At 57.7% G+C, this 17,587-nt stretch carries 15 protein-coding genes and 1 tRNA gene; 6 read left to right on the top strand and 10 right to left on the bottom strand.

The window, feature by feature from the left end:
* Positions 1 to 33: 33 nt before the first annotated feature.
* The 3 genes from QQX03_RS03825 to QQX03_RS03815 are packed head-to-tail and all read right to left on the bottom strand — an operon-like array spanning position 34 to position 3,729.
* Positions 34 to 1,059, bottom strand: a complete 1,026-nt coding sequence (locus tag QQX03_RS03825) for an ABC transporter ATP-binding protein (RefSeq protein WP_285976552.1) — start codon at positions 1,057 to 1,059, stop codon at positions 34 to 36.
* Complete coding sequence (locus QQX03_RS03820; RefSeq protein ID WP_285976551.1) at positions 1,056 to 2,681, bottom strand: ABC transporter permease; 1,626 nt, start codon at positions 2,679 to 2,681, stop codon at positions 1,056 to 1,058. The genes QQX03_RS03825 and QQX03_RS03820 overlap by 4 nt, the downstream gene beginning before the upstream one ends.
* Before the next feature lie 25 nt (positions 2,682 to 2,706).
* Positions 2,707 to 3,729: an extracellular solute-binding protein gene (locus tag QQX03_RS03815; RefSeq protein ID WP_285976550.1), complete on the bottom strand. Its 1,023-nt coding sequence runs from the start codon at positions 3,727 to 3,729 to the stop codon at positions 2,707 to 2,709.
* A 161-nt stretch (positions 3,730 to 3,890) separates the two neighbouring features.
* On the opposite strand from QQX03_RS03815, the gene QQX03_RS03810 reads away from it, so the two are divergent.
* Entirely contained in the window at positions 3,891 to 5,591 is a 1,701-nt protein-coding gene (locus tag QQX03_RS03810; protein ID WP_285976549.1) for a solute:sodium symporter family transporter, read from the top strand.
* On the opposite strand, the gene QQX03_RS03805 is transcribed toward QQX03_RS03810, so the two are convergent.
* Genes QQX03_RS03805 through msrA form a run of 5 tightly spaced genes read right to left on the bottom strand, consistent with a single transcriptional unit; the run spans position 5,584 to position 9,936 of the window.
* Positions 5,584 to 6,492 carry a TauD/TfdA family dioxygenase gene (locus tag QQX03_RS03805; RefSeq protein ID WP_285976548.1) on the bottom strand — a complete coding sequence of 303 codons (909 nt, stop codon included), beginning with the start codon at positions 6,490 to 6,492 and terminating at the stop codon, positions 5,584 to 5,586. The genes QQX03_RS03810 and QQX03_RS03805 overlap by 8 nt on opposite strands.
* Complete coding sequence (locus tag QQX03_RS03800; RefSeq protein WP_285976547.1) at positions 6,485 to 7,438, bottom strand: aldo/keto reductase; 954 nt, start codon at positions 7,436 to 7,438, stop codon at positions 6,485 to 6,487. The genes QQX03_RS03805 and QQX03_RS03800 overlap by 8 nt, the downstream gene beginning before the upstream one ends.
* Positions 7,431 to 8,522: a Gfo/Idh/MocA family protein gene (locus QQX03_RS03795; protein WP_285976546.1), complete on the bottom strand. Its 1,092-nt coding sequence runs from the start codon at positions 8,520 to 8,522 to the stop codon at positions 7,431 to 7,433. The genes QQX03_RS03800 and QQX03_RS03795 overlap by 8 nt, the downstream gene beginning before the upstream one ends.
* Before the next feature lie 31 nt (positions 8,523 to 8,553).
* Positions 8,554 to 9,387: a hypothetical protein gene (locus tag QQX03_RS03790; protein WP_285976545.1), complete on the bottom strand. Its 834-nt coding sequence runs from the start codon at positions 9,385 to 9,387 to the stop codon at positions 8,554 to 8,556.
* A 12-nt stretch (positions 9,388 to 9,399) separates the two neighbouring features.
* Complete coding sequence (gene msrA, locus QQX03_RS03785; protein ID WP_285976544.1) at positions 9,400 to 9,936, bottom strand: peptide-methionine (S)-S-oxide reductase MsrA; 537 nt, start codon at positions 9,934 to 9,936, stop codon at positions 9,400 to 9,402.
* A 110-nt stretch (positions 9,937 to 10,046) separates the two neighbouring features.
* On the opposite strand from msrA, the gene QQX03_RS03780 reads away from it, so the two are divergent.
* Together QQX03_RS03780 and aguB are read left to right on the top strand one after the other, a co-directional pair.
* A complete protein-coding gene (locus QQX03_RS03780; protein ID WP_285976543.1) occupies positions 10,047 to 10,874 on the top strand; it encodes a class I SAM-dependent methyltransferase in 828 nt (275 codons plus the stop codon).
* A gap of 48 nt (positions 10,875 to 10,922) precedes the next feature.
* Complete coding sequence (gene aguB, locus QQX03_RS03775; RefSeq protein WP_285976542.1) at positions 10,923 to 11,774, top strand: N-carbamoylputrescine amidase; 852 nt, start codon at positions 10,923 to 10,925, stop codon at positions 11,772 to 11,774.
* Between the two features lie 8 nt (positions 11,775 to 11,782).
* Here aguB and QQX03_RS03770 read toward each other — a convergent pair whose 3' ends face one another.
* Complete coding sequence (locus tag QQX03_RS03770; RefSeq protein ID WP_285976541.1) at positions 11,783 to 13,213, bottom strand: M20/M25/M40 family metallo-hydrolase; 1,431 nt, start codon at positions 13,211 to 13,213, stop codon at positions 11,783 to 11,785.
* 103 nt (positions 13,214 to 13,316) lie between these two features.
* On the opposite strand from QQX03_RS03770, the gene folK reads away from it, so the two are divergent.
* Both folK and QQX03_RS03760 read left to right on the top strand, forming a co-directional pair.
* Positions 13,317 to 13,820 (top strand): 2-amino-4-hydroxy-6-hydroxymethyldihydropteridine diphosphokinase, encoded by a 504-nt coding sequence (folK, locus tag QQX03_RS03765; protein WP_285976540.1) that lies wholly within the window; start codon positions 13,317 to 13,319, stop codon positions 13,818 to 13,820.
* Positions 13,821 to 13,862: 42 nt separating this feature from the next.
* A tRNA-Lys gene (locus tag QQX03_RS03760) sits at positions 13,863 to 13,938 on the top strand.
* Positions 13,939 to 14,128: 190 nt separating this feature from the next.
* On the opposite strand, the gene QQX03_RS03755 is transcribed toward QQX03_RS03760, so the two are convergent.
* Positions 14,129 to 16,651 carry a TonB-dependent receptor gene (locus QQX03_RS03755; RefSeq protein ID WP_285976539.1) on the bottom strand — a complete coding sequence of 841 codons (2,523 nt, stop codon included), beginning with the start codon at positions 16,649 to 16,651 and terminating at the stop codon, positions 14,129 to 14,131.
* 259 nt (positions 16,652 to 16,910) lie between these two features.
* Here QQX03_RS03755 and QQX03_RS03750 point away from each other — a divergent pair, with 259 nt between their 5' ends.
* On the top strand, positions 16,911 to 17,558 hold the full coding sequence (locus QQX03_RS03750) for a GntR family transcriptional regulator (protein WP_285976538.1): 648 nt from the start codon (positions 16,911 to 16,913) through the stop codon (positions 17,556 to 17,558).
* Positions 17,559 to 17,587 lie beyond the last annotated feature (29 nt).

The following is a 17,587-nucleotide window of genomic DNA, read 5'->3' as shown; positions in this document are numbered from 1 at the left end:
TGATTCTTCAACTCGTTGTCGGATAACTCAAGATCAGACCCAGCCAACCCGCTCCGGATCGAAGGCTACATCAACTTTATCGCCGACCTTCATTGTGACGTCTGTATGACCAGAAATCCTCAGAATTTCGCCATTTTTTTCCTTTATCGTGACAAAACGATATCCTGCAGAAAATTCTTTTTCGATGACGGTCCATGGGCCATTTGATGAAGATACGAGTGAAAGGGCTGAGGGGCGGAGAAGTGCCGTTTGAGGCTCTTTCTCCGTGATTTCAGAGAGTATTATGTCGCCAATCGCGGTTTTCAGAACGCCATCGTGCCACGTCCCGGACAGCGCATTCACTTCCCCCAATAGCCGTGCAGCGACAATGCTTTGTGGGCGCCAATAGAGATCTTCCGGGACGCCTTCCTGCACAATGCGCCCATCGTTCAGCACAACGATCGTGTCAGCCAGTTCAAGCGCTTCATCGGGATCATGGGTGACGACCAATACTGCAGCATCAGCCTCTTTCAGCAAGAGCTTTGCATCGCGCCGCATGGATTTGCGCAATTGCTGATCAAGACTGGAGAAGGCTTCATCAAGCAGAACCACATCTGGCTGACTGGCTAGCGCACGGGCAAGCGCAATGCGCTGTTGCTCTCCGCCCGACAATTCGTGCGGGTAGGCATTGGCGCGCTCTGCCAGCTCGACTTTGGCGAGCCATTCTTGCGCAGAGCGCGGGCCGTCAGATCGATCCATCCCGAAGCGCACATTCTCGGCCGCCGTCATGTGCGGGAACAAGGCGTTGCTTTGCACCACAACGCCAATCCGGCGCTTTTCCGGTGGCAGGGTAACACTGGGCAAGGACATGATACCAGCTGGGGAGGTGATCGTGCCCGCACTCACAGGCTCGAAGCCGGCAATCGCGCGCAGAAGTGTGGATTTGCCAGCGCCCGATGGCCCCAGCACAACTGTGATCGCTCCGCGCGGAAGATCCAGAACTATGCCGTCCAGAATGCGCTTGCCTGCAATCTCGCAGGCAACATCCTTCAAGGAGATTTGCGCTTCAGTGGTACTCATGCGTTGGGCCTCACCAGATTCAGCAAAGCCGTTGCAGGAACACAGATCGCGATAAGGATCAATGCCGGTAGCGCCGCTTGCGCAAGCCGTTCGTCACTGGCGTAATGATGTGCTGTGACTGCCAGCGTATCAAGGCTGAAAGGCCGCAGTATCATCGTCGCGGGCAATTCCTTCATCACTTCGATTGCTACTAGAAGTCCGGCAGTTGCCAACCCGGTCAAGACGAGCGGTAGGTGAATTTTTGTGACCACGCGCATGGGCGACGCGCCAAGGCTGCGCGCTGCCTCGTCCAATTCCGGGCGAACCTTCATCAAGGCCGCTTCCGAAGGCAGGATTGCTACCGCCGCAAAGCGGGACTGATAGGCCAGCAACAAAGCGATTATGCTGCCCCCTGTAAGTATGGCCGCCTGCGCACCGGACAGAGCATTCAGCACCGACTGTCCGATTGCCAGCGCTGACAGAATGGCAATTGCTGCAACCGCGCCCGGCACCGCATAGCCTGCCTGCAAGACACGCACGGAAGCGCGCGCCACGCGGTTGCCGCTGCGCAATACATAAGCGGCGGTTAGCCCCAGAAATACCGCCAGGACGGCAGAGCCGATCGCTAGCAACAATGTGCCCTGCAAAGCGGGCAAAACCGAATCTGATGGCCGTGTATTGATCGCCAACCAGGCCAGATTTCCGGCCGGAATGAGCAAGCCGAATGCGATGGGCAGCATAGCCAATCCTGCCGCGACTGCGCTGCGCCAGCCGGTCAATTGCGATCGCGGGCTGAGCTGGGTGTCGCTCGCTCCAGTCGAAGCGAACTGCCTGCGCCCACGCGCCGTGCGCTCTGCTCCCAGCGCCAGCAAAGCACCAAACAGCAACAGCACAGCCAACTGCGCAGCGGCAGCCGGATCGCTGAACGAAGACCATGCACGCACGATACCCACGGTTAGCGTCGAAACCCCCAGGAAATCGGCCACACCATAATCCGCGAGCACTTCCATGATGACCAAAGCTGTGCCCGCCGCAGCGGCCGGCCATATCAGTGGCAAAGTGATTTGCCGGAAAGCGCGCCACGGGCCTGCGCCCAGGCTGCGGGCGATATCCCAGCTGAGCCGGCCATGCGCTTCCATCGCGTTGCGACTGAGCAGATAGACATAGGGGTAGAGCGTTAGGGCGAAAATGAACGCCGCGCCGGAAATGCCGGAGACAGTCGGCAAATCCCATCCACTTGCGGCCTCGAACTTGCTGCCCGGCGCCGTGATCGCATACCAGCTATAGGCGGCCACATAGCCCGGCATGGCAAGCGGCAAGATCAGCAGCCAACTCAGCGCCCGGCGCCCGGCAAATTCGTATCGCGTGACAAGCCAGGCGCAGCCGACACCGATCAATGCCGCAAGCGCCCCTGACATGATCGCAAGCTTTGTCGACTTTATCGAAAACTCGGCTAGCCGGGTCGAAGCAATGTGATCAAGATATTCGCTGTCGCCCGACAGCGCGAGCGCGATCAGCGCAATGATCGGCAGCGCGAAAAAAGCGGCAAGTATTGTGCCGACAACCGCGGGATCCAGTCGGCGCAGAATCCCTCCAGCCGCGAAGGCTGCCCGATTGCCGATGCTATTCGTTATTGCCGCCAATGCGCCTTACCGATTGCCCTGCTGATCAGGGCCAGCCGGCCCGATCGAACAAACGTTGTGCTTCTTCCTGGCGCGAACCGATTGTCGTCCCGTCCAGCGGATCTGCCTTGAAGGTGCCCAGTGCGTCCAGCACTGCATTGTCATAGGTGACAGACGGAACCGCCGGATATTCGCTGGTCAGTTCTGGAAACAACTTCTGCGCTTCGTCTGAAACCGCAAATTCGATGAATTTCTTTGCCAGTTCGGGATGGCGCGCATTCGCCGCAACACCGGCACCCGAGATGTTTACATGCACGCCCGGATCGGCTTCGGGCCAGTAGACTGCAACGTTGCTCACATCCTCATTCGTGTCCAACGCCATGCGCGCATAGTAGTAATGATTGACCAGTGCGAGATCGCATTCGCCAGCCACTAAGGCACGGATCTGGTCGCTGTCGCCGCCTTGCGGATCGCGCGCAAAATTCCCCGCGACCTTGGTGGCCCAATCCTGCGCGCGCTCCTCACCCCAGCGGGCGATCAGCGCAGAGAGCAGCGAAATATTGTAGATGTTGCCGGAGCTGCGCGCACACACGCGGCCCCCGAATTTTGGATCGGCAAGGCTTTCATAGCCGGTCAGCTCGCTCGCCTGCACGCGGTCCTTCGCGTATACCAACACACGTGCACGGCTGGAAATTCCGTACCAATGGCCGTCAGGGTGGCGCATCGATGCAGGTACACGCTGGTTGAGAATGTCAGAGCTCGTCGACGCAAACAGACCTTCCTGATCGGCCTTCCATAGCCTGCCGGAATCGACTGTAATGATAACGTCTGGCGGATTGCTGTCGCCATCAGCCTTCACCCGCTCGATCAGCAGATCTCCATCGGCTTCGACCACTTCGACTTCCACCCCTGTCGCCTCGGTAAAAGCTTCGTACAGCGCATAGTCGGAATCGTAGTGTCGCGAGGAATAGATGACCAAGGTGTCATCACTCGTCTCTGCCTCCTGCGAGCAGGCACCAAGAACAACAAGCGGAGCGAGCACAAGGCCCAAAGCAAAACGGTTGGTCATCAGCACTTCCTTCGACTCGGTGAATTCCGATCCAATGCGGCCATAAGCGCGAGCGAGGCTTTCTGTCGAGAGTTTTATTGCGAATAATTCTCATTAGTGACAAGCAGCCCATACAATGTCGCCAGCTTGCGCCTCACAATTAATCGCTTAAGGCCAGCTAAATGGACGGGGGGCTCGCATTCACATTCACCAGCTGTGTTGCAGTGATGGCTCTGATCGCTTGGATCAGCTGGCGCAAAACTCGCGGGCAAACTGACACGCGAGAGGGCTATTTCCTCGCCGGGCGCGGTCTGACCGCCGGTTTCATAGCAGGTTCGCTATTGCTGACCAATCTGTCGGCAGAGCAGCTGATCGGCCTCAATGGATCTGCCTATGGCCACAATCTTTCCAGTATGGCTTGGGAAGTAACCGCAGCCATCGCGACTGTCGCCATGGCGTTCCTGTTCTTGCCGCGATATCTCGCCGGTGCATTCACCACTTTGCCGGAATTCCTCGCTGAACGGTTCGATCCAACCGTTCGGCGCATGTCCGTGCTGCTGTTCATGCTCGGATACGGGCTCGTGACGATCCCTTCGGTGCTCTATTCCGGATCGCTGGCGGTGATGCAGTTCTTCGATGTGCCACAGCTAACCGGGCTGGACATGTTTCCCGCGCTCGTACTGACAGTGATCGTGATCGGGCTGACAGGCGCCGCATATGCTGTGTTTGGCGGTTTGCGCGCGGTGGCAGTATCCGACACGCTCAACGGTATCGGGCTGCTGTTTATCGGACTGCTTGTGCCGATACTGGGCCTGACCGCGCTGGGCGAAGGCAGTTTCTCAGATGGGCTGTCTCGCCTGACCAGCGATCACCCGGAAAAGCTGAATGCGATCGGCTCCGCCACTGACCCGACACCGTTCGGCACGATTTTCACCGGCATGATCTTCGCCAACCTGTTTTACTGGTGCACCAACCAATATGTGATTCAGCGCACATTGGGCGCGCAGTCTTTGGCGGAAGGGCAGAAGGGCGTGCTGGCGTCCGGCTTCTTCAAGATCATAGTCCCGTTCATGATGATGATCCCGGGCGCGATCGCATTCCATCTTTATGGCCCCGGATTTGGATCGATTGATGAGGCGTACCCGCGGCTCGTTTCAGACCTGCTGCCCGCCTATCTTGGCGGAATCTTTCTCGCGGTCCTACTGGGTGCGGTCTTCAGCTCGTTCAATTCGTTGCTGAACAGTGCCGCGACGCTGTTCACGCTCGATATCTATGCACCGTCACGCAAGCAGGCGAGCGATGCGCATCTTGTGCGCGTGGCGAAGATCGCCAGCGTCATCATCGCGTTGTTCTCTTTCACCGTGGCGCCCCTGCTCTATTTCGCCGAGGAAGGCCTTTGGCAAGTGGTGCGCGTCTTCACTGGCTTCTACAATATTCCCACGGTCGTGATCGTGGTCATGGGGCTGTTCACTGCGCGCGTTCCCGCGATGGGTGCGAAGCTGGTGATCATCTTCCACGTTACAGCATACGGCTTGCTGCGGTTCGTATTCGACGATGTCGTGACGCTGCACTTCATCCATCAATACGCCATCCTGTTCGTGATTGAAGTCGCCATAATGCTGGCGGTGGGATATTGGCAGCCGCGCGAGACGCCCTATCAGCCGGTCAATCGGCATGAGGTCGACATGACGCCATGGCGCTTTGCCCGACCGACGGCATTCACGTTGCTATCTGGTGTGGTGACGCTCTATCTGGTCTTCTCGCCCATCGGTCTGGCGAGCACCGCTGGTCTGTCTGCGCTGTTCGCGCTGCTGATGGGCCTGCTAGTCGCGGCGAACCTGGCTGCATGGGTGATGGCGGTTAGGAAGCAAGCCGTTAGCTGATCAGCGAGGCCAGCACGCGGCGCTTGCCCGCAAATGGCCGCCGCCCATGCATCACCGTAAAGTTGTCGATCAAAGCCACGTCGCCTGCTTGCCACGCAATGTCAGCCGTCAGCTCATCTGCAATCGCTATCACATCGGCCATCGCAGCAGCTGAAATCGGCTCACCATTGCCAAGCGTGATCGCGCGGTTCGGATCATTGCGGCTATCCGACCAGCCGCGATAGGCGGCGATCAGCTGATTGAAGAAAGTCTCCCGCCCATCCTGAAGCTGTCGGATGGCAGGCAGCACTGGCGTGGTCGCGCGCAGCACATCCCCGTCCAGCCATTCCCACTCATAGCCTAGTTCCGCCAGTCGCGATTCCGCTCGCTCGCGCGTATCCACGCTCAGCGTACTTCGCCAACTGCGCCCCTGGCCTGAACCCGCATCATCGCTGCCCGGCATGACATTAGTGTAGCGTACGCCATGATCGCGACAATCGCCGTAGAATTCCGGCGCTTCCGCCTTCAAACGATCGAGCACCCAATCCGAGCGGCACACAGGCGTCGCGCCGCCTTCGCCCGGTGCGATCTCGCAATAGAAGAACAGCTTGCCGGGATAGAGCGGCGTTTGCGCCATTTCGTGATGCAGAAAGATCTCGGTCGTGGGCGGCGCTTCGTTTGCGGTGAAAACGCGCGGCGTCACATTGGTGCGCACTGCGTTCGAAAGCGAGTCTTCGTAGGTGAAGCCCGCTTCACCGTAGCCATTGATCGCCGCATCGAAAGCCAAGGGATCGGGCACATCGAATCCGCGAAACAACAGCGCGCCTGCATCGGCGAGCGCCGCATCAACCGCGCTCTTGTTGCAAGACAGAAATTCGGAGAGGTCGCCCCCTCCGGTGATGATGGCGGGAAAGTCAGTCATAGATCGGGTGGAATGTGTTGAAGGCCGCTTCCGTGAAGGTGCCTGGATCATTGAAGCGGCGGTTCTGGTTGAGTGCGCTGATCGCGTTCATCTCTTCTTCGCTCAGCGCGAAGTCCATGATGTCCAGGTTCTCGCGCATCCGCTCAGGCTTGGATGTCTTGGGAATGATCGATGTTCCGCGCTGCACGCCCCAGCGCAACACCACTTGAGCCGGCGTTTTGCCATGCGCCTGCGCCGCAGCGAGCACGGCAGGTTCAGTCAGCACGCTATCGCCTTGGCCCGCCATATCGAGCTCGACATAGGATAGTGCACCAAGCGGCGAGAAAGCCGTGACTTCAATCCCATAGTCCTTGGCCAGCCGGATCAAGCGTTCCTGTGTCAAATAGGGATGCGCCTCGATCTGAAGAGTATGCGGATGCACGGTCGCATAGCTCATCAGATCATGGATCAGGCCGCTGTTATAGTTACAAACGCCAATCCGCTTAGTGAGGCCCTTTCCCACCAACGTCTCCATCGCCCCCCAAGTAGCGTGCAGAGGCACCTTCGCACGTTTCATGCCGCTCTGCGCGTCCGGGTCATGCACCCATTCGGGGGGATAACGCGTGTCGATTGGCACATACTCCAGCGCGATCGGGAAATGAACCAGGTAGAGATCAAGGTAGTCGAGCCCTAGGTCCGACAGCGACTTTCGACACCCTTCCTCAACGTGCTCAGGCGCATGGAAAGTGTTCCATAGCTTGGACGTGATCCAAAGATCCTCACGGGTCACCAGCCCGTCCGCGATGGCGCGCGCGATCCCCTGCCCTACTTCGGTTTCGTTGCCATAGTCAGCCGCACAATCGAGGTGGCGATACCCCGCAGCAATCGCTTCATAGGCGACATTGGCCGCGTCCTGACACGCGACCTTCCAGAAGCCAAAACCGATCTGGGGCAAAGTGTCAGCCAATGCTGTCTCCTGAAGATAAAAAGTCGAGTTCAACCGGCAAGCCGGTGGTGATCGATTGCTGCGCGGCTGCGCCCATTTGAACAGAGCGCAACCCATCGACAGCGCTCAGCGTGGGCGCGCCGCCAGAAATCAGCGCATCGTGGAATTCCCGCAACTGGAAATAGGTCGCGCCGTGATGATCGCCTGCTGCCAATGCTTCCTTGGGCGTATCGATATGCTCGACAATCGGTCCGCTCTTGTCGCGTGGCGACCAAGTGACGTTCGCAGCAGGGATCTCCACATCCAGCCGTCCCTCTGCGCCAAGCGCGTAAATCTCTTCCTGCTGCTCTGCCCCTTCGGCGAACATACACAGATCCAGCACAGCCCGTGCGCCACGCGCAAAATCCACCGTCACAAATGCGTTGTCGAGAATGTCCGGCACTTCGCCGCCATAGCTCTCGTCGAGATGATTTTCATCCTGCCCGCCGCTCGCAAAAATCCGCACCGGCTCATCGCGTAATGTGTGTCGCATCAGATCGAAGAAGTGACAGCATTTCTCAACCAGCGTACCGCCCGTGTTGCGGTTGAAACGGTTCCAGTCACCAACCTTGGGCAAGAAGGGAAAACGATGTTCGCGGATATACATCATCCGCACATCACCGGTTTCGCCAGCGTGCACACGCTCAATAAACCGCGCGACCGGAGGCATATAGCGATATTCCAGACCGACCCAGAAGAGGGCAGGATAGTCAGCCGCCAGTGCCGCGATCTCTTGAGCATGTTCTACGGTCGTACACAGCGGCTTTTCGACCAGAATTGCGAGCTCGCGCGGCATGATCTCTTGCAGAACTGCATGATGCGAAAAATTGGGAGATGCGATGATCACAGCATCGGGGGAAAATGCATCCAGCATCTCGGCGGTATCCGCGAAGGCTTCGATGCGCTGGCCCAATATGCCCGCCAGCGCCTTAGCCGCCTCACGCGAGCCAGCATCAGGGTCCGCAATCGCGACCAGATCAGCTTGCGGCAATAGTGCGAGATTGCGCATATGCTCGCGGCCCATCATCCCGCATCCGATTATCGCATATCGCCGAGTGTCACTCATGCACTCGCCATGCGGCGAAGCGGCGGCGCTTTCAAGCGCGATCTTCAGCCAGTCTATAGATGAGCGAAGTGCATGGTTTGCCAGCCTGTTCGATCATCATCTCGATTGCGCCTTCGGCGCGGTTCGTCAGCGCAATCGAGAACGGAACATTCATTTCGACATAGCGGGTGAAGCTGATCTCTCCGCCTGACAACTGGACATCGGGCTGCCCCAAAAGGAGCGCGCAAAACTGCCGCCCGACCTCCGCCAGATGGACCGCGTTAACGTGATCGCCTGATCCATCGAGAAAACGGCTGCCCGGCGGCATGCCGTTTGCATTCGTGATCAAAGCCTCTGTCTCTGTTGCACCGTCATCCAGCGGAGCAATTAGCGTATGCTCGCAATCCAAAGCGCGCACCGCCTCGCGCGGGGCGAATGCAAATGGCGGCGGCTGTTTGTCAGCGTCGAGTTCCTTTTTGGCCTTGCTGCGCCAGCCTTCGAAATTGCGGGTCTGAAAGACAACGCCCTTGCCGGCAGTACGATAGACCAGTCGGTCCTCCGCATCGAACAATTCAATGCCGAAGCCGATCTTTTCGCCGTCCGCGCGATTGCCCATGGTCCCGCGCACGGGAATGCCAGCGCCTGCCTCACCGATCTCCCAGCTCATCCAGGTGAGCGCACTCCATTTGGACGGATCGAGCGTGCCGCGCGCCGCCGAGCATTCAACACTGATGAAGTAATTGAACGTCTGGATGACGATCGGGTGACTTGGTGGCAGCTTCACCCAGCGCCATGCATCTGGATCGGTGGAGCACTTGAACGTGACCGATCCATCCTCGCTGACCTCGTGATCGCTGGTATAGGTTATCCCTTCAGGTGCGGGCATGGAGCACCTGCGCTAAGCTTTGACCTTGGCGGCAAAGCTCTTTCTCAGCTTCTGAAGCTTGGGCGGTATAACAGCGAGGCAATAGGGATTGCGTTGGCCTTCGCCTTCCCAATATTCCTGATGATAATCCTCGGCTGGATACCATGTCGCAGGGCCTTCAACGGTTGTGACAGCTGCACCAGCATTGTCCGCGTTCCAGCGCGCAATCGCGGCTTCGGCGGATTCTCGGTCAAGATCATCAGAAACAAAAATCGCGCTGCGATACTGCGTGCCGATGTCGTTGCCCTGACGATTGAGCTGGGTCGGATCATGTGTGCCCATAAATACATCGAGAATCTCTTCCATGGAGATTACATCGGGATCAAAGGTCACACGGATCGCCTCTGCATGGCCGGTCTGACCCGAGCAGACTTCTTTGTAAGTAGGATTGGCATTCGCGCCACCGATGTAGCCGCTTTCGACTTCGCTTACGCCCACAACGTCTCGAAACACCGCTTCCGTGCACCAGAAACATCCGCCGGCTACGATTGCCTGCTTGCTTGCTGCCATGAACCTATTCTCCTTGCCAGCCCAACAGATAGGAATTCAGGGCACGTTTGTCATCGTGATGCGTTGGGGTAAAAGAATTTTGCAACGCACCCCCTAAAAAGGACCCCCTGATGAAAAGACTTGTACTCGCTGTTGCGGCCTTGGCTCTAACTGCACCGTTTGATCCTGCAATGGCTGATGGCCATGGGGCCCACCCGACGCTGGAAGAAGTGCTGGCAGACGAACGCCGCGACGGTGACCGTGCCCGCGATCAATATCGCAATCCTGCTGAAACACTCGCGTTTTTCCAAGTCGCGCCCGATATGACCGTTGCCGAAGTTGCCCCCGGCGGCGGCTGGTATTCACGCATTCTTGCACCGTATTTGGCTGAAAATGGCCAGTACATCGCGATTGCGCGTGACAGCGACGAAGGCGGTTTCGATACGCGCGCCGCCCGGGCACGCGCACTGGCATGGACTGAACGCTTTAAGCAGAATTTCGCCGAGGAGTTTGGTGGCAGCGCTGACGAAGTGATGGCTTTTGAGATTGATGAATTTCCCGATGAGTTGTCGGGAAGTATCGATCGTATCCTGATCGTGCGCGCGCTGCACGGCGTGTGGAATGGCGGCGACATTCAGCTTTGGATGCGCGAAATGCGAAAGGTTCTGGCAGACGATGGCATGGTGGGCATTGTTCAACATCGTGCGCCTGCTGATGCCACCTATGCCGATGTGAACCCGGCACTCGGCTACATGCGCGAGGCCGACATGATAAAGCTGATGGAGATCAGCGGTTTTGAACTGGTCGCAAAGTCAGAGATCAACGCCAACCCAAATGACACAGCAGATCACCCGGAAGGCGTTTGGGAGATGAAGCCAGTCTGGCGTACGAAGCGCCCCGAGCTAGAGAACCTCGGCGAAAGCGATCGTATGACGCTGTTGTTCAGGAAGGCGGACTGACGTCCTCTAGGCTGTTCAAGAAGCCAGACTGAGCTTAAAGGGCGGCATATGAGAGAAATCACGGTTGCCGCCCTTCAACTCTCGCTGGGCAGCGAGGACGAACAGGAAAACATCACCGCTGTCAGCGAGCTGGTGGAGCAAGCCACCGCGCGCGGGGCGCAAATCATTTTGCCACCTGAGCTGTTTTCGGGCCCCTATTTCTGCAAGACCGAAGATGAAGCGCTGTTCGCCCTCGCGCGGCCAACGCTGGAGCACCCTTCGGTCATTGCCATGCGCAAGCTTGCCGCGAAGCTGAAGGTAGCGATCCCGACCAGTTTCTTTGAGCGTGACGGTCATCACTATTACAACACGCTCGCGATGATCGGCCCGGACGGCGATGTGATGGGCACTTACCGCAAGAGCCACATCCCTGACGGTCCAGGCTATGAAGAGAAGTTCTACTTCCGTCCGGGTAATGACGGGTTCAAGGTGTGGGACGTGTGCGGTGCGAAGATCGGCGTCGGCATATGCTGGGATCAATGGTACCCCGAATGCGCGCGGGTTATGGCTCTCAAAGGCGCAGAATTGCTGTTCTACCCCACCGCGATCGGGTCAGAGCCGTATGACGCCGATCTTGATACCAGCCGTATGTGGCAGCGCGCGATGCAGGGGCATTCGGTGTCTAACTGCATGCCGGTGATCGCCGCCAACCGGATTGGCGAAGAGCAAGGGCAGGCCTTCTACGGGCACAGCCTCATCACCAATGAATGGGGCGATAAGGTGTGCGAATTTGACAAGGACGAATCAGGCGTGCTCGTGGCCACGCTCGATCTTGATCAAGCCGCAACGCACCGCGCGGGCATGGGGTTTTTCCGCGATCGCCGTCCTCAGCTCTACGGCCGTATCAGCGAAGACATCTGACCCCGGGTTCAGTCTCCGGCGAGTTCTTTCAACATGATCACCCAATGATCGAGGCCGTTGAGGAACGCGTCCACATACATCCGCTCGTTCAAGCCGTGAGCAAACATATCCTGCGGACGTGAGCCCGCACCGCTGATCGCCACAGCGTCATATCCAAGCGTGCGATAGTGCATGCCATCAGTCCCGCCGGATTCCATGTAGGGAATGATCGGAATTTCCTTGCCGAAGCGAGCCAACAGGCTGGTCGCCAATGCCGCGCGCACATCATCGCGCAATTGCGATTCAGGGCTTTCCGTCACATCCGTGATCAGGTTGAAGGCGACATTGTCATTACCGACGACTTCTTTCAGCTTCGCTTCGGTTGCAGCCGCACCAACGCCCGGGAAAATGCGGCAATTCACGGTCGCGGTCGCGCTTTGCGGCAAGGCGTTTTCGGCATGTCCGGCGCGAAGCATAGTCGCAATGCAAGTCGTTCCGACCGTGCCTACAGTCTCCGGATTGGATTGCAGCATGGCAATAGCCTCTGAATTTTCAGGTTCGTCAGCGAAAGTACGCATCGCTGCGCCCAGATCACCCGGCACGCTTTGCCCCAAGGCTGCAAAATAGCTGCGGGTTAGTGCGGTTGCGCGAACCGGGAATTTATGGTCGCGGACCCGCGTCAACGCATCAGCCAGTTCATAGATCGCATTGTCGCTGCGGGGGCGCGACGAGTGTCCGCCCGGATTAGTGATAGTCAGCTCCCATGTGGCAAACGTCTTCTCCGCGGCCTGCACGCGCATAGCCATCGGCGTGTAATCGTCAGCCAGCGCCAGTCCGCCAGCGTCGCTATTCAGCACAAACTCCGGATCGACATTTTCTGCCACCCATTTCGCCTGCGCACGGGTAGAGATCATCCCTGTTTCTTCGTCTCCGGAGAACACGAGGTAAAGATCGCGATTTGGCGTCCAGCCTTCGCGCTTCAGCCGCAAGAAAGTCTGCGTCAGGTTCATCACACCATATTTGTTGTCCAGCGTGCCGCGCCCAAAGAAATAGTCATCTTCAATGATCAGCTTGAACGGTGGGCGCTCCCAATCCTCTGGCAGCGCATCGACCACATCCATATGCGCTAGCAAAACGAGCGGTTTCTTGCCGGACGACCCGTCACCGCGATAGCGCACAACCAAGCCCTGCGTCGGCTCGCCATCGCTATCATAGTTGGTGACCATTACATCTTCATCGGCAAAGCCTTCGCCTTTAAGCCACGCAGTCAGATAGCTGACCATGGCTGGTACCTGTTGGTGACCACGCGCCGTGCGGAATGCGATAATGTCTTGGTAGATATTGATCGCAATCTGTTGCTCGGTCGTCAGATCCTGAACATGGCCATCGTGTGCTTGCACAGGCTGCGCCGCAGCAGATGCGAGCAGCAGAGCCGCTCCAGTCGAATACATTGCCTTCATTTAATCCCCCCTGACCGACATCCCTTCCCTTTGCGTAACAGCGCTATCGAGCGAAGTCGATCTGGATTGTTTGCATCGTTCGGCGTGCAAGCTACGACACGGTATGGCGAAGCCCTCTCACCTCTATCTGATCGCACTTGGTTCCAATGTCCGGACTGTCTCCAACGGTGCGCCAAAACGGGTTCTGGAAAATGCGATCGAAGTCTTGGAAGACCTCGGACTGCTATTCCACGCGGTTGCACCCATCATTGCAACTGAGCCCATTGGACCTTCACAGCGCAAATTCGCCAATGGCGCAGCTGTTATCGAGACACACCGCGAGCCCGAAGAGCTGCTGCAATTGCTGAAGGCCACAGAGCAAATCTTTGGCCGCAAATCGCATGGTCAGCGTTGGCGTGCGCGTGTGCTCGACCTGGATATTGTGCTTTGGGAGGGCGGAATCTGGGAGAGCCACTCGCTGATCATTCCGCATCCCGAATTCCGAAACCGCGACTTCGTTTTGCGACCAGCAAGCGCCATTGCGGACGATTGGCGCGACCCGATCACAAATTTGTCGCTCGCACAGCTATATGCACGCTTGACCAAGCCGCGCCCTGCCCCTAGGTGACGCGCCTCGTGCAACGCTACCGAACGGTGTTGCGCATCAGGTGGGCCGTTAGCTCAGTCGGTAGAGCAACTGACTTTTAATCAGTAGGTCGCTGGTTCGACCCCAGCACGGCTCACCACCCATTCCCCTCGAACGATGAATAGGGCGATAGCCACCATTGTGGCGAAAATTATCCGCGCACAGTGATGGCCGCCTTCACTAATAGGCACAGGCTCGGTGCTCGCCTGGATTGATCCGGCAAAGAACCTCAATATGGCGTGGCGGCCACAGAGGCACGCTGGCGCACCCCCGATCTCAAGCTGGGCCAATCAGAATTCGTATCCCACCTCAACTCCGAACCGGCGCAGGCCGCCGGGCGAATTGAACGATCCGCCAAATTCGATCGCCGGAATAACTTCGTTGAGATATTCGCGGTTGAGCAAATTGTCGGCAAATGCGGTGATGTTCCAATTCTCGCCTTCCAAACCGAACCGGAGATCAAGCACCCCAAATGCTTCCCGCTCTGTGATGGAGTAATCCGCGTCACCGACGAAAGCCGGCAGCGCGAGCGCGGAGATAGGCAAAAGTCCGCTGAACAGTGTTGGCGATGTGTTTTCCTGCACAGTGTGGAACCAGGTCGGGCCAGTGATGCGATAGTCTGCGCGCATGACCAGATCGAGGCTGTTATTCAGCGGCTTATCGACCTGCGTACCGAGGTTGATGGTGTAATCAGCGGTATAGGGCGACTTATTGCCAACCGTAACAGGGCGCGAGGCGTTTTCCTTGATCTCGCTCTCTGTCACATTGACCGAACCGAACAAATCCCAGCCATCGATAATCTCGAAAGTGAGGTTTGCTTCCGCGCCGTAGATCTCGACCTCATCGATGTTCGACACCACGCGCAGCAAGCCGAACCCGCCCACGAAGAATTCGAAGAACTGCATGTCATCGACCGTGGTATGATACCCCGCGAGGTCAAAGGTGATGCGGCCATCGGCAACATTGCCCTTTACACCAAGCTCGAATGCGCTGGAGGTTTCCTTGCGGAAGATATCTTCGATCAGTACATCGGTGCCGATGAACTGGTTGAACGCCTGGTCGACAATCGCGGCCGAACCCTGGTTGTTGAAACCGCCTGACTTAAAGCCTACACCCCAGTTAGCATATGCATTGATATCGTCGCTCAAGGCATAGCGCAGCGAGATCTTGGGCTGAAATTGCTTGAACTTGCGCGACTGGTCAGGGATCGGGCCAAAGGCTTGCCCCGGATTGATCGGTCCGCCGGTGATCGGATCATCGATCGTCGGAACAAGATTGTCGACCCGGCGGTCTTCGATGTCATAACGGCCAGCAAATCCGATTTCGAACCGGTCGCTTACTTCGTAATCAACCGCAGCAAACAGTGCGTAGACATCAGTTGAGAAATCATCATTGAACAGCTGGGTGGTCGGGTTTCCGGTACCCGGTGCATTGTACAAATCACGGCTGATCCCATTGCCCAGATCCGCGCCCAGGCTGACGCCGGTCTCACGGCTGATGTTGAGATAATAAGCGCCGACCTGCCACTGTAGCGGACCGATATCGTTCGATGCCAGGCGGATTTCCGCGCTGACATCGGTCTGCTCGCGCAGCTGCAACTGCGTGCCGTCGCATGTCGTCGGGCTATACGGGCCGAAGGTTGAGCCCGCAGCCGGATCGAAAATGAACGGCACGGGTGTCTGCCCGATGAAGCCCGGCTGATTGACCGGGTAGCCAGTAAGTGCCGCAGTCGTGGCAAAACACTGTCCCGCCACATCTGCTGCGGTCTGCGTTGGCGCGGGGAACGGGATGAAGCGCGCGAAATCTGCTGATGTACCGTCCGCGCCAAGGATCTGATCAACATCGCTGTAAAGCGCCCAGGCGGTCAGGGTGACGCTTTCAAACTCGTGCTCGATCTTGGCCGACACTTCGAATGACTGCTGCTCGTTGAACGACGCGATATTCGAATAATAGTTGAACGGGTGGTCGTTCACATCTTCAAAGAAGGCGGGGTTCACACCGGCGAAATTGGGCAAGTGGAATGCAGCGTTAAAATTGATCGCGTTGCCGGTAAGGTCAGAATAGCGCGCCTTTACGTCCAATTCCGTTCCAGGGGCGATTTCCGCAACAAGGCGTCCGTCGACCGACCAGATCTCTTGAGAGTCCACGGTGTTGGCGTTTTGGAAATTGTCGCGATAGAAACCGTCAGTTGTAGAATAGCTGCCGGAAACAACCAGGCCCACGCCTTCACCAAGCGGTGTCGAGACATAACCGCTGGCCGAATAGCTAGTGTCTTCAGCTGCGCTAACGCGGACGCCGCCTTCCATGAGGTTGCTAGGCTTCAATGTCTGAATGACAACCGCACCGGCTGCAGCATTGCGGCCATAAAGCGCGCCCTGCGGACCTTTGAGGATTTCGATCTGACGTAGCGTGCCCTGATCCTGGTTAAGCTGTGCGGTATTGGTTTTGAGGATACCGTCCACCACCAGCGCAACAGAACTTTCCGCATCGCGCGCACCGTTGATGCCGCGAATGTTGATCTGCGTATCGCCTGCTTCGGCTGTGCCAGTCACAATCGTTACGCCTGGGGTTAGCTGTACAAATTCATCGGCCTTCTGGATCCCCGTCTTCTGCAGCGCATCAGCGGTAAAAACTGTGATGGCCGTCGGAACTTCAGCCAGCGTTTCAGACTGCCGGCGCGCCGTAACAATGATGGCATTGCTTTCCTCGGCTGCTTCCGCGCTATCCCCGAAGTCTTGCGCAATGGTTGGGTTTGCAGTGACCAGTGCGCCGAGAGCGATGCCTGATGCGAGTGTGACCTTGAAGTTCCTCATCTTCTATACTCCCTATGCCGCGTTGTGCAGATCGGCTGTGTTATGGAGGCAATGACGAAAACGTCTGCCGAGAATAAACTTATTTCCCTTGACGAACCCTCTATTGTATACAATTTAAGTACGTCAAGCGAAAACAGCCACGTAATCAACACGGCTTGTCAAAACTTTCCGAGGGGTTGGTCGTGAGAATCGCAGAGAAAAGCGCGCAGCATGGCGTGGCCAGACCAGTTTTGGATCCGATTACCCTGAGTACATCCAAATGAGCCGCGCCTCCGACACAGCCTATGACAAGATCCGCGGCCATTTGCTGAGCGGCGAAGTTTCGCCCGGAGAGCAGCTGACCGAAGAAAGGCTTGCAGAGATAACAGGTGTCAGCCGCACACCGGTGCGCGACGCAGTGCGGCGCCTGGAGAGCGAGATGCTGCTGGTGCGCAATGAATCAAAACGCATCTTTGTTGCCGACTGGAGCCGCGACGACATCGACGAGATGTTCACGCTGCGCCAAATGCTGGAAGGGCATGCTGCCGAGCGCGCCGCACAGCGCATCACACAGGAGCAGATCGACCATCTGGAGGAAGTCAATCGCGAGCTCCACGAAGCGGTCGAATTGGCAGAACCTGATGTCGCAAGCTTCCTCAATGCGAACCGCATTTTTCACGAGATCATCACCGATGCGGCGCAGTCACCGCGCCTGAAACAGGTTCTGGCGATGCTGGTCGAAACGCCCGTGGTGCTGCGAACTGCGCGCAATTACTCGATCAATGATCTGCAGCAGTCGGCGCGCGACCACGACGAGCTCATCTCGGCCTTTCGCGCCGCCGATGCCAGCTGGGCGCGTGCGGTGATGGGCAGCCATTTGCGCCGTGCCTTCCACACATTTGCCGATGCTACCGAGGCCGCGGAATGATGCTACCCGCCCTAAAATGACTGACAGAG

This window comes from Altererythrobacter rubellus, assembly GCF_030284385.1.
GTDB lineage: Bacteria > Pseudomonadota > Alphaproteobacteria > Sphingomonadales > Sphingomonadaceae > Erythrobacter > Erythrobacter rubellus.
The sequence above is the reverse complement of the archived record's forward strand: the minus strand, read 5'-3'. Positions and strand labels throughout refer to the sequence as shown.

Bases quoted from the DNA above. Each gene is read 5' to 3' on its own strand.
- QQX03_RS03825 (WP_285976552.1), bottom strand. From the start codon at position 1,059: ATGAGTACCACTGAAGCGCAAATCTCCTTGAAGGATGTTGCCTGCGAG.
- QQX03_RS03815 (WP_285976550.1), bottom strand. From the start codon at position 3,729: ATGACCAACCGTTTTGCTTTGGGCCTTGTGCTCGCTCCGCTTGTTGTT.
- QQX03_RS03810 (WP_285976549.1), top strand. From the start codon at position 3,891: ATGGACGGGGGGCTCGCATTCACATTCACCAGCTGTGTTGCAGTGATG.
- QQX03_RS03805 (WP_285976548.1), bottom strand. From the start codon at position 6,492: ATGACTGACTTTCCCGCCATCATCACCGGAGGGGGCGACCTCTCCGAA.
- QQX03_RS03795 (WP_285976546.1), bottom strand. From the start codon at position 8,522: ATGAGTGACACTCGGCGATATGCGATAATCGGATGCGGGATGATGGGC.
- QQX03_RS03790 (WP_285976545.1), bottom strand. From the start codon at position 9,387: ATGCCCGCACCTGAAGGGATAACCTATACCAGCGATCACGAGGTCAGC.
- msrA (WP_285976544.1), bottom strand. From the start codon at position 9,936: ATGGCAGCAAGCAAGCAGGCAATCGTAGCCGGCGGATGTTTCTGGTGC.
- QQX03_RS03780 (WP_285976543.1), top strand. From the start codon at position 10,047: ATGAAAAGACTTGTACTCGCTGTTGCGGCCTTGGCTCTAACTGCACCG.
- aguB (WP_285976542.1), top strand. From the start codon at position 10,923: ATGAGAGAAATCACGGTTGCCGCCCTTCAACTCTCGCTGGGCAGCGAG.
- QQX03_RS03770 (WP_285976541.1), bottom strand. From the start codon at position 13,213: ATGAAGGCAATGTATTCGACTGGAGCGGCTCTGCTGCTCGCATCTGCT.
- folK (WP_285976540.1), top strand. From the start codon at position 13,317: ATGGCGAAGCCCTCTCACCTCTATCTGATCGCACTTGGTTCCAATGTC.
- QQX03_RS03755 (WP_285976539.1), bottom strand. From the start codon at position 16,651: ATGAGGAACTTCAAGGTCACACTCGCATCAGGCATCGCTCTCGGCGCA.
- QQX03_RS03750 (WP_285976538.1), top strand. From the start codon at position 16,911: ATGAGCCGCGCCTCCGACACAGCCTATGACAAGATCCGCGGCCATTTG.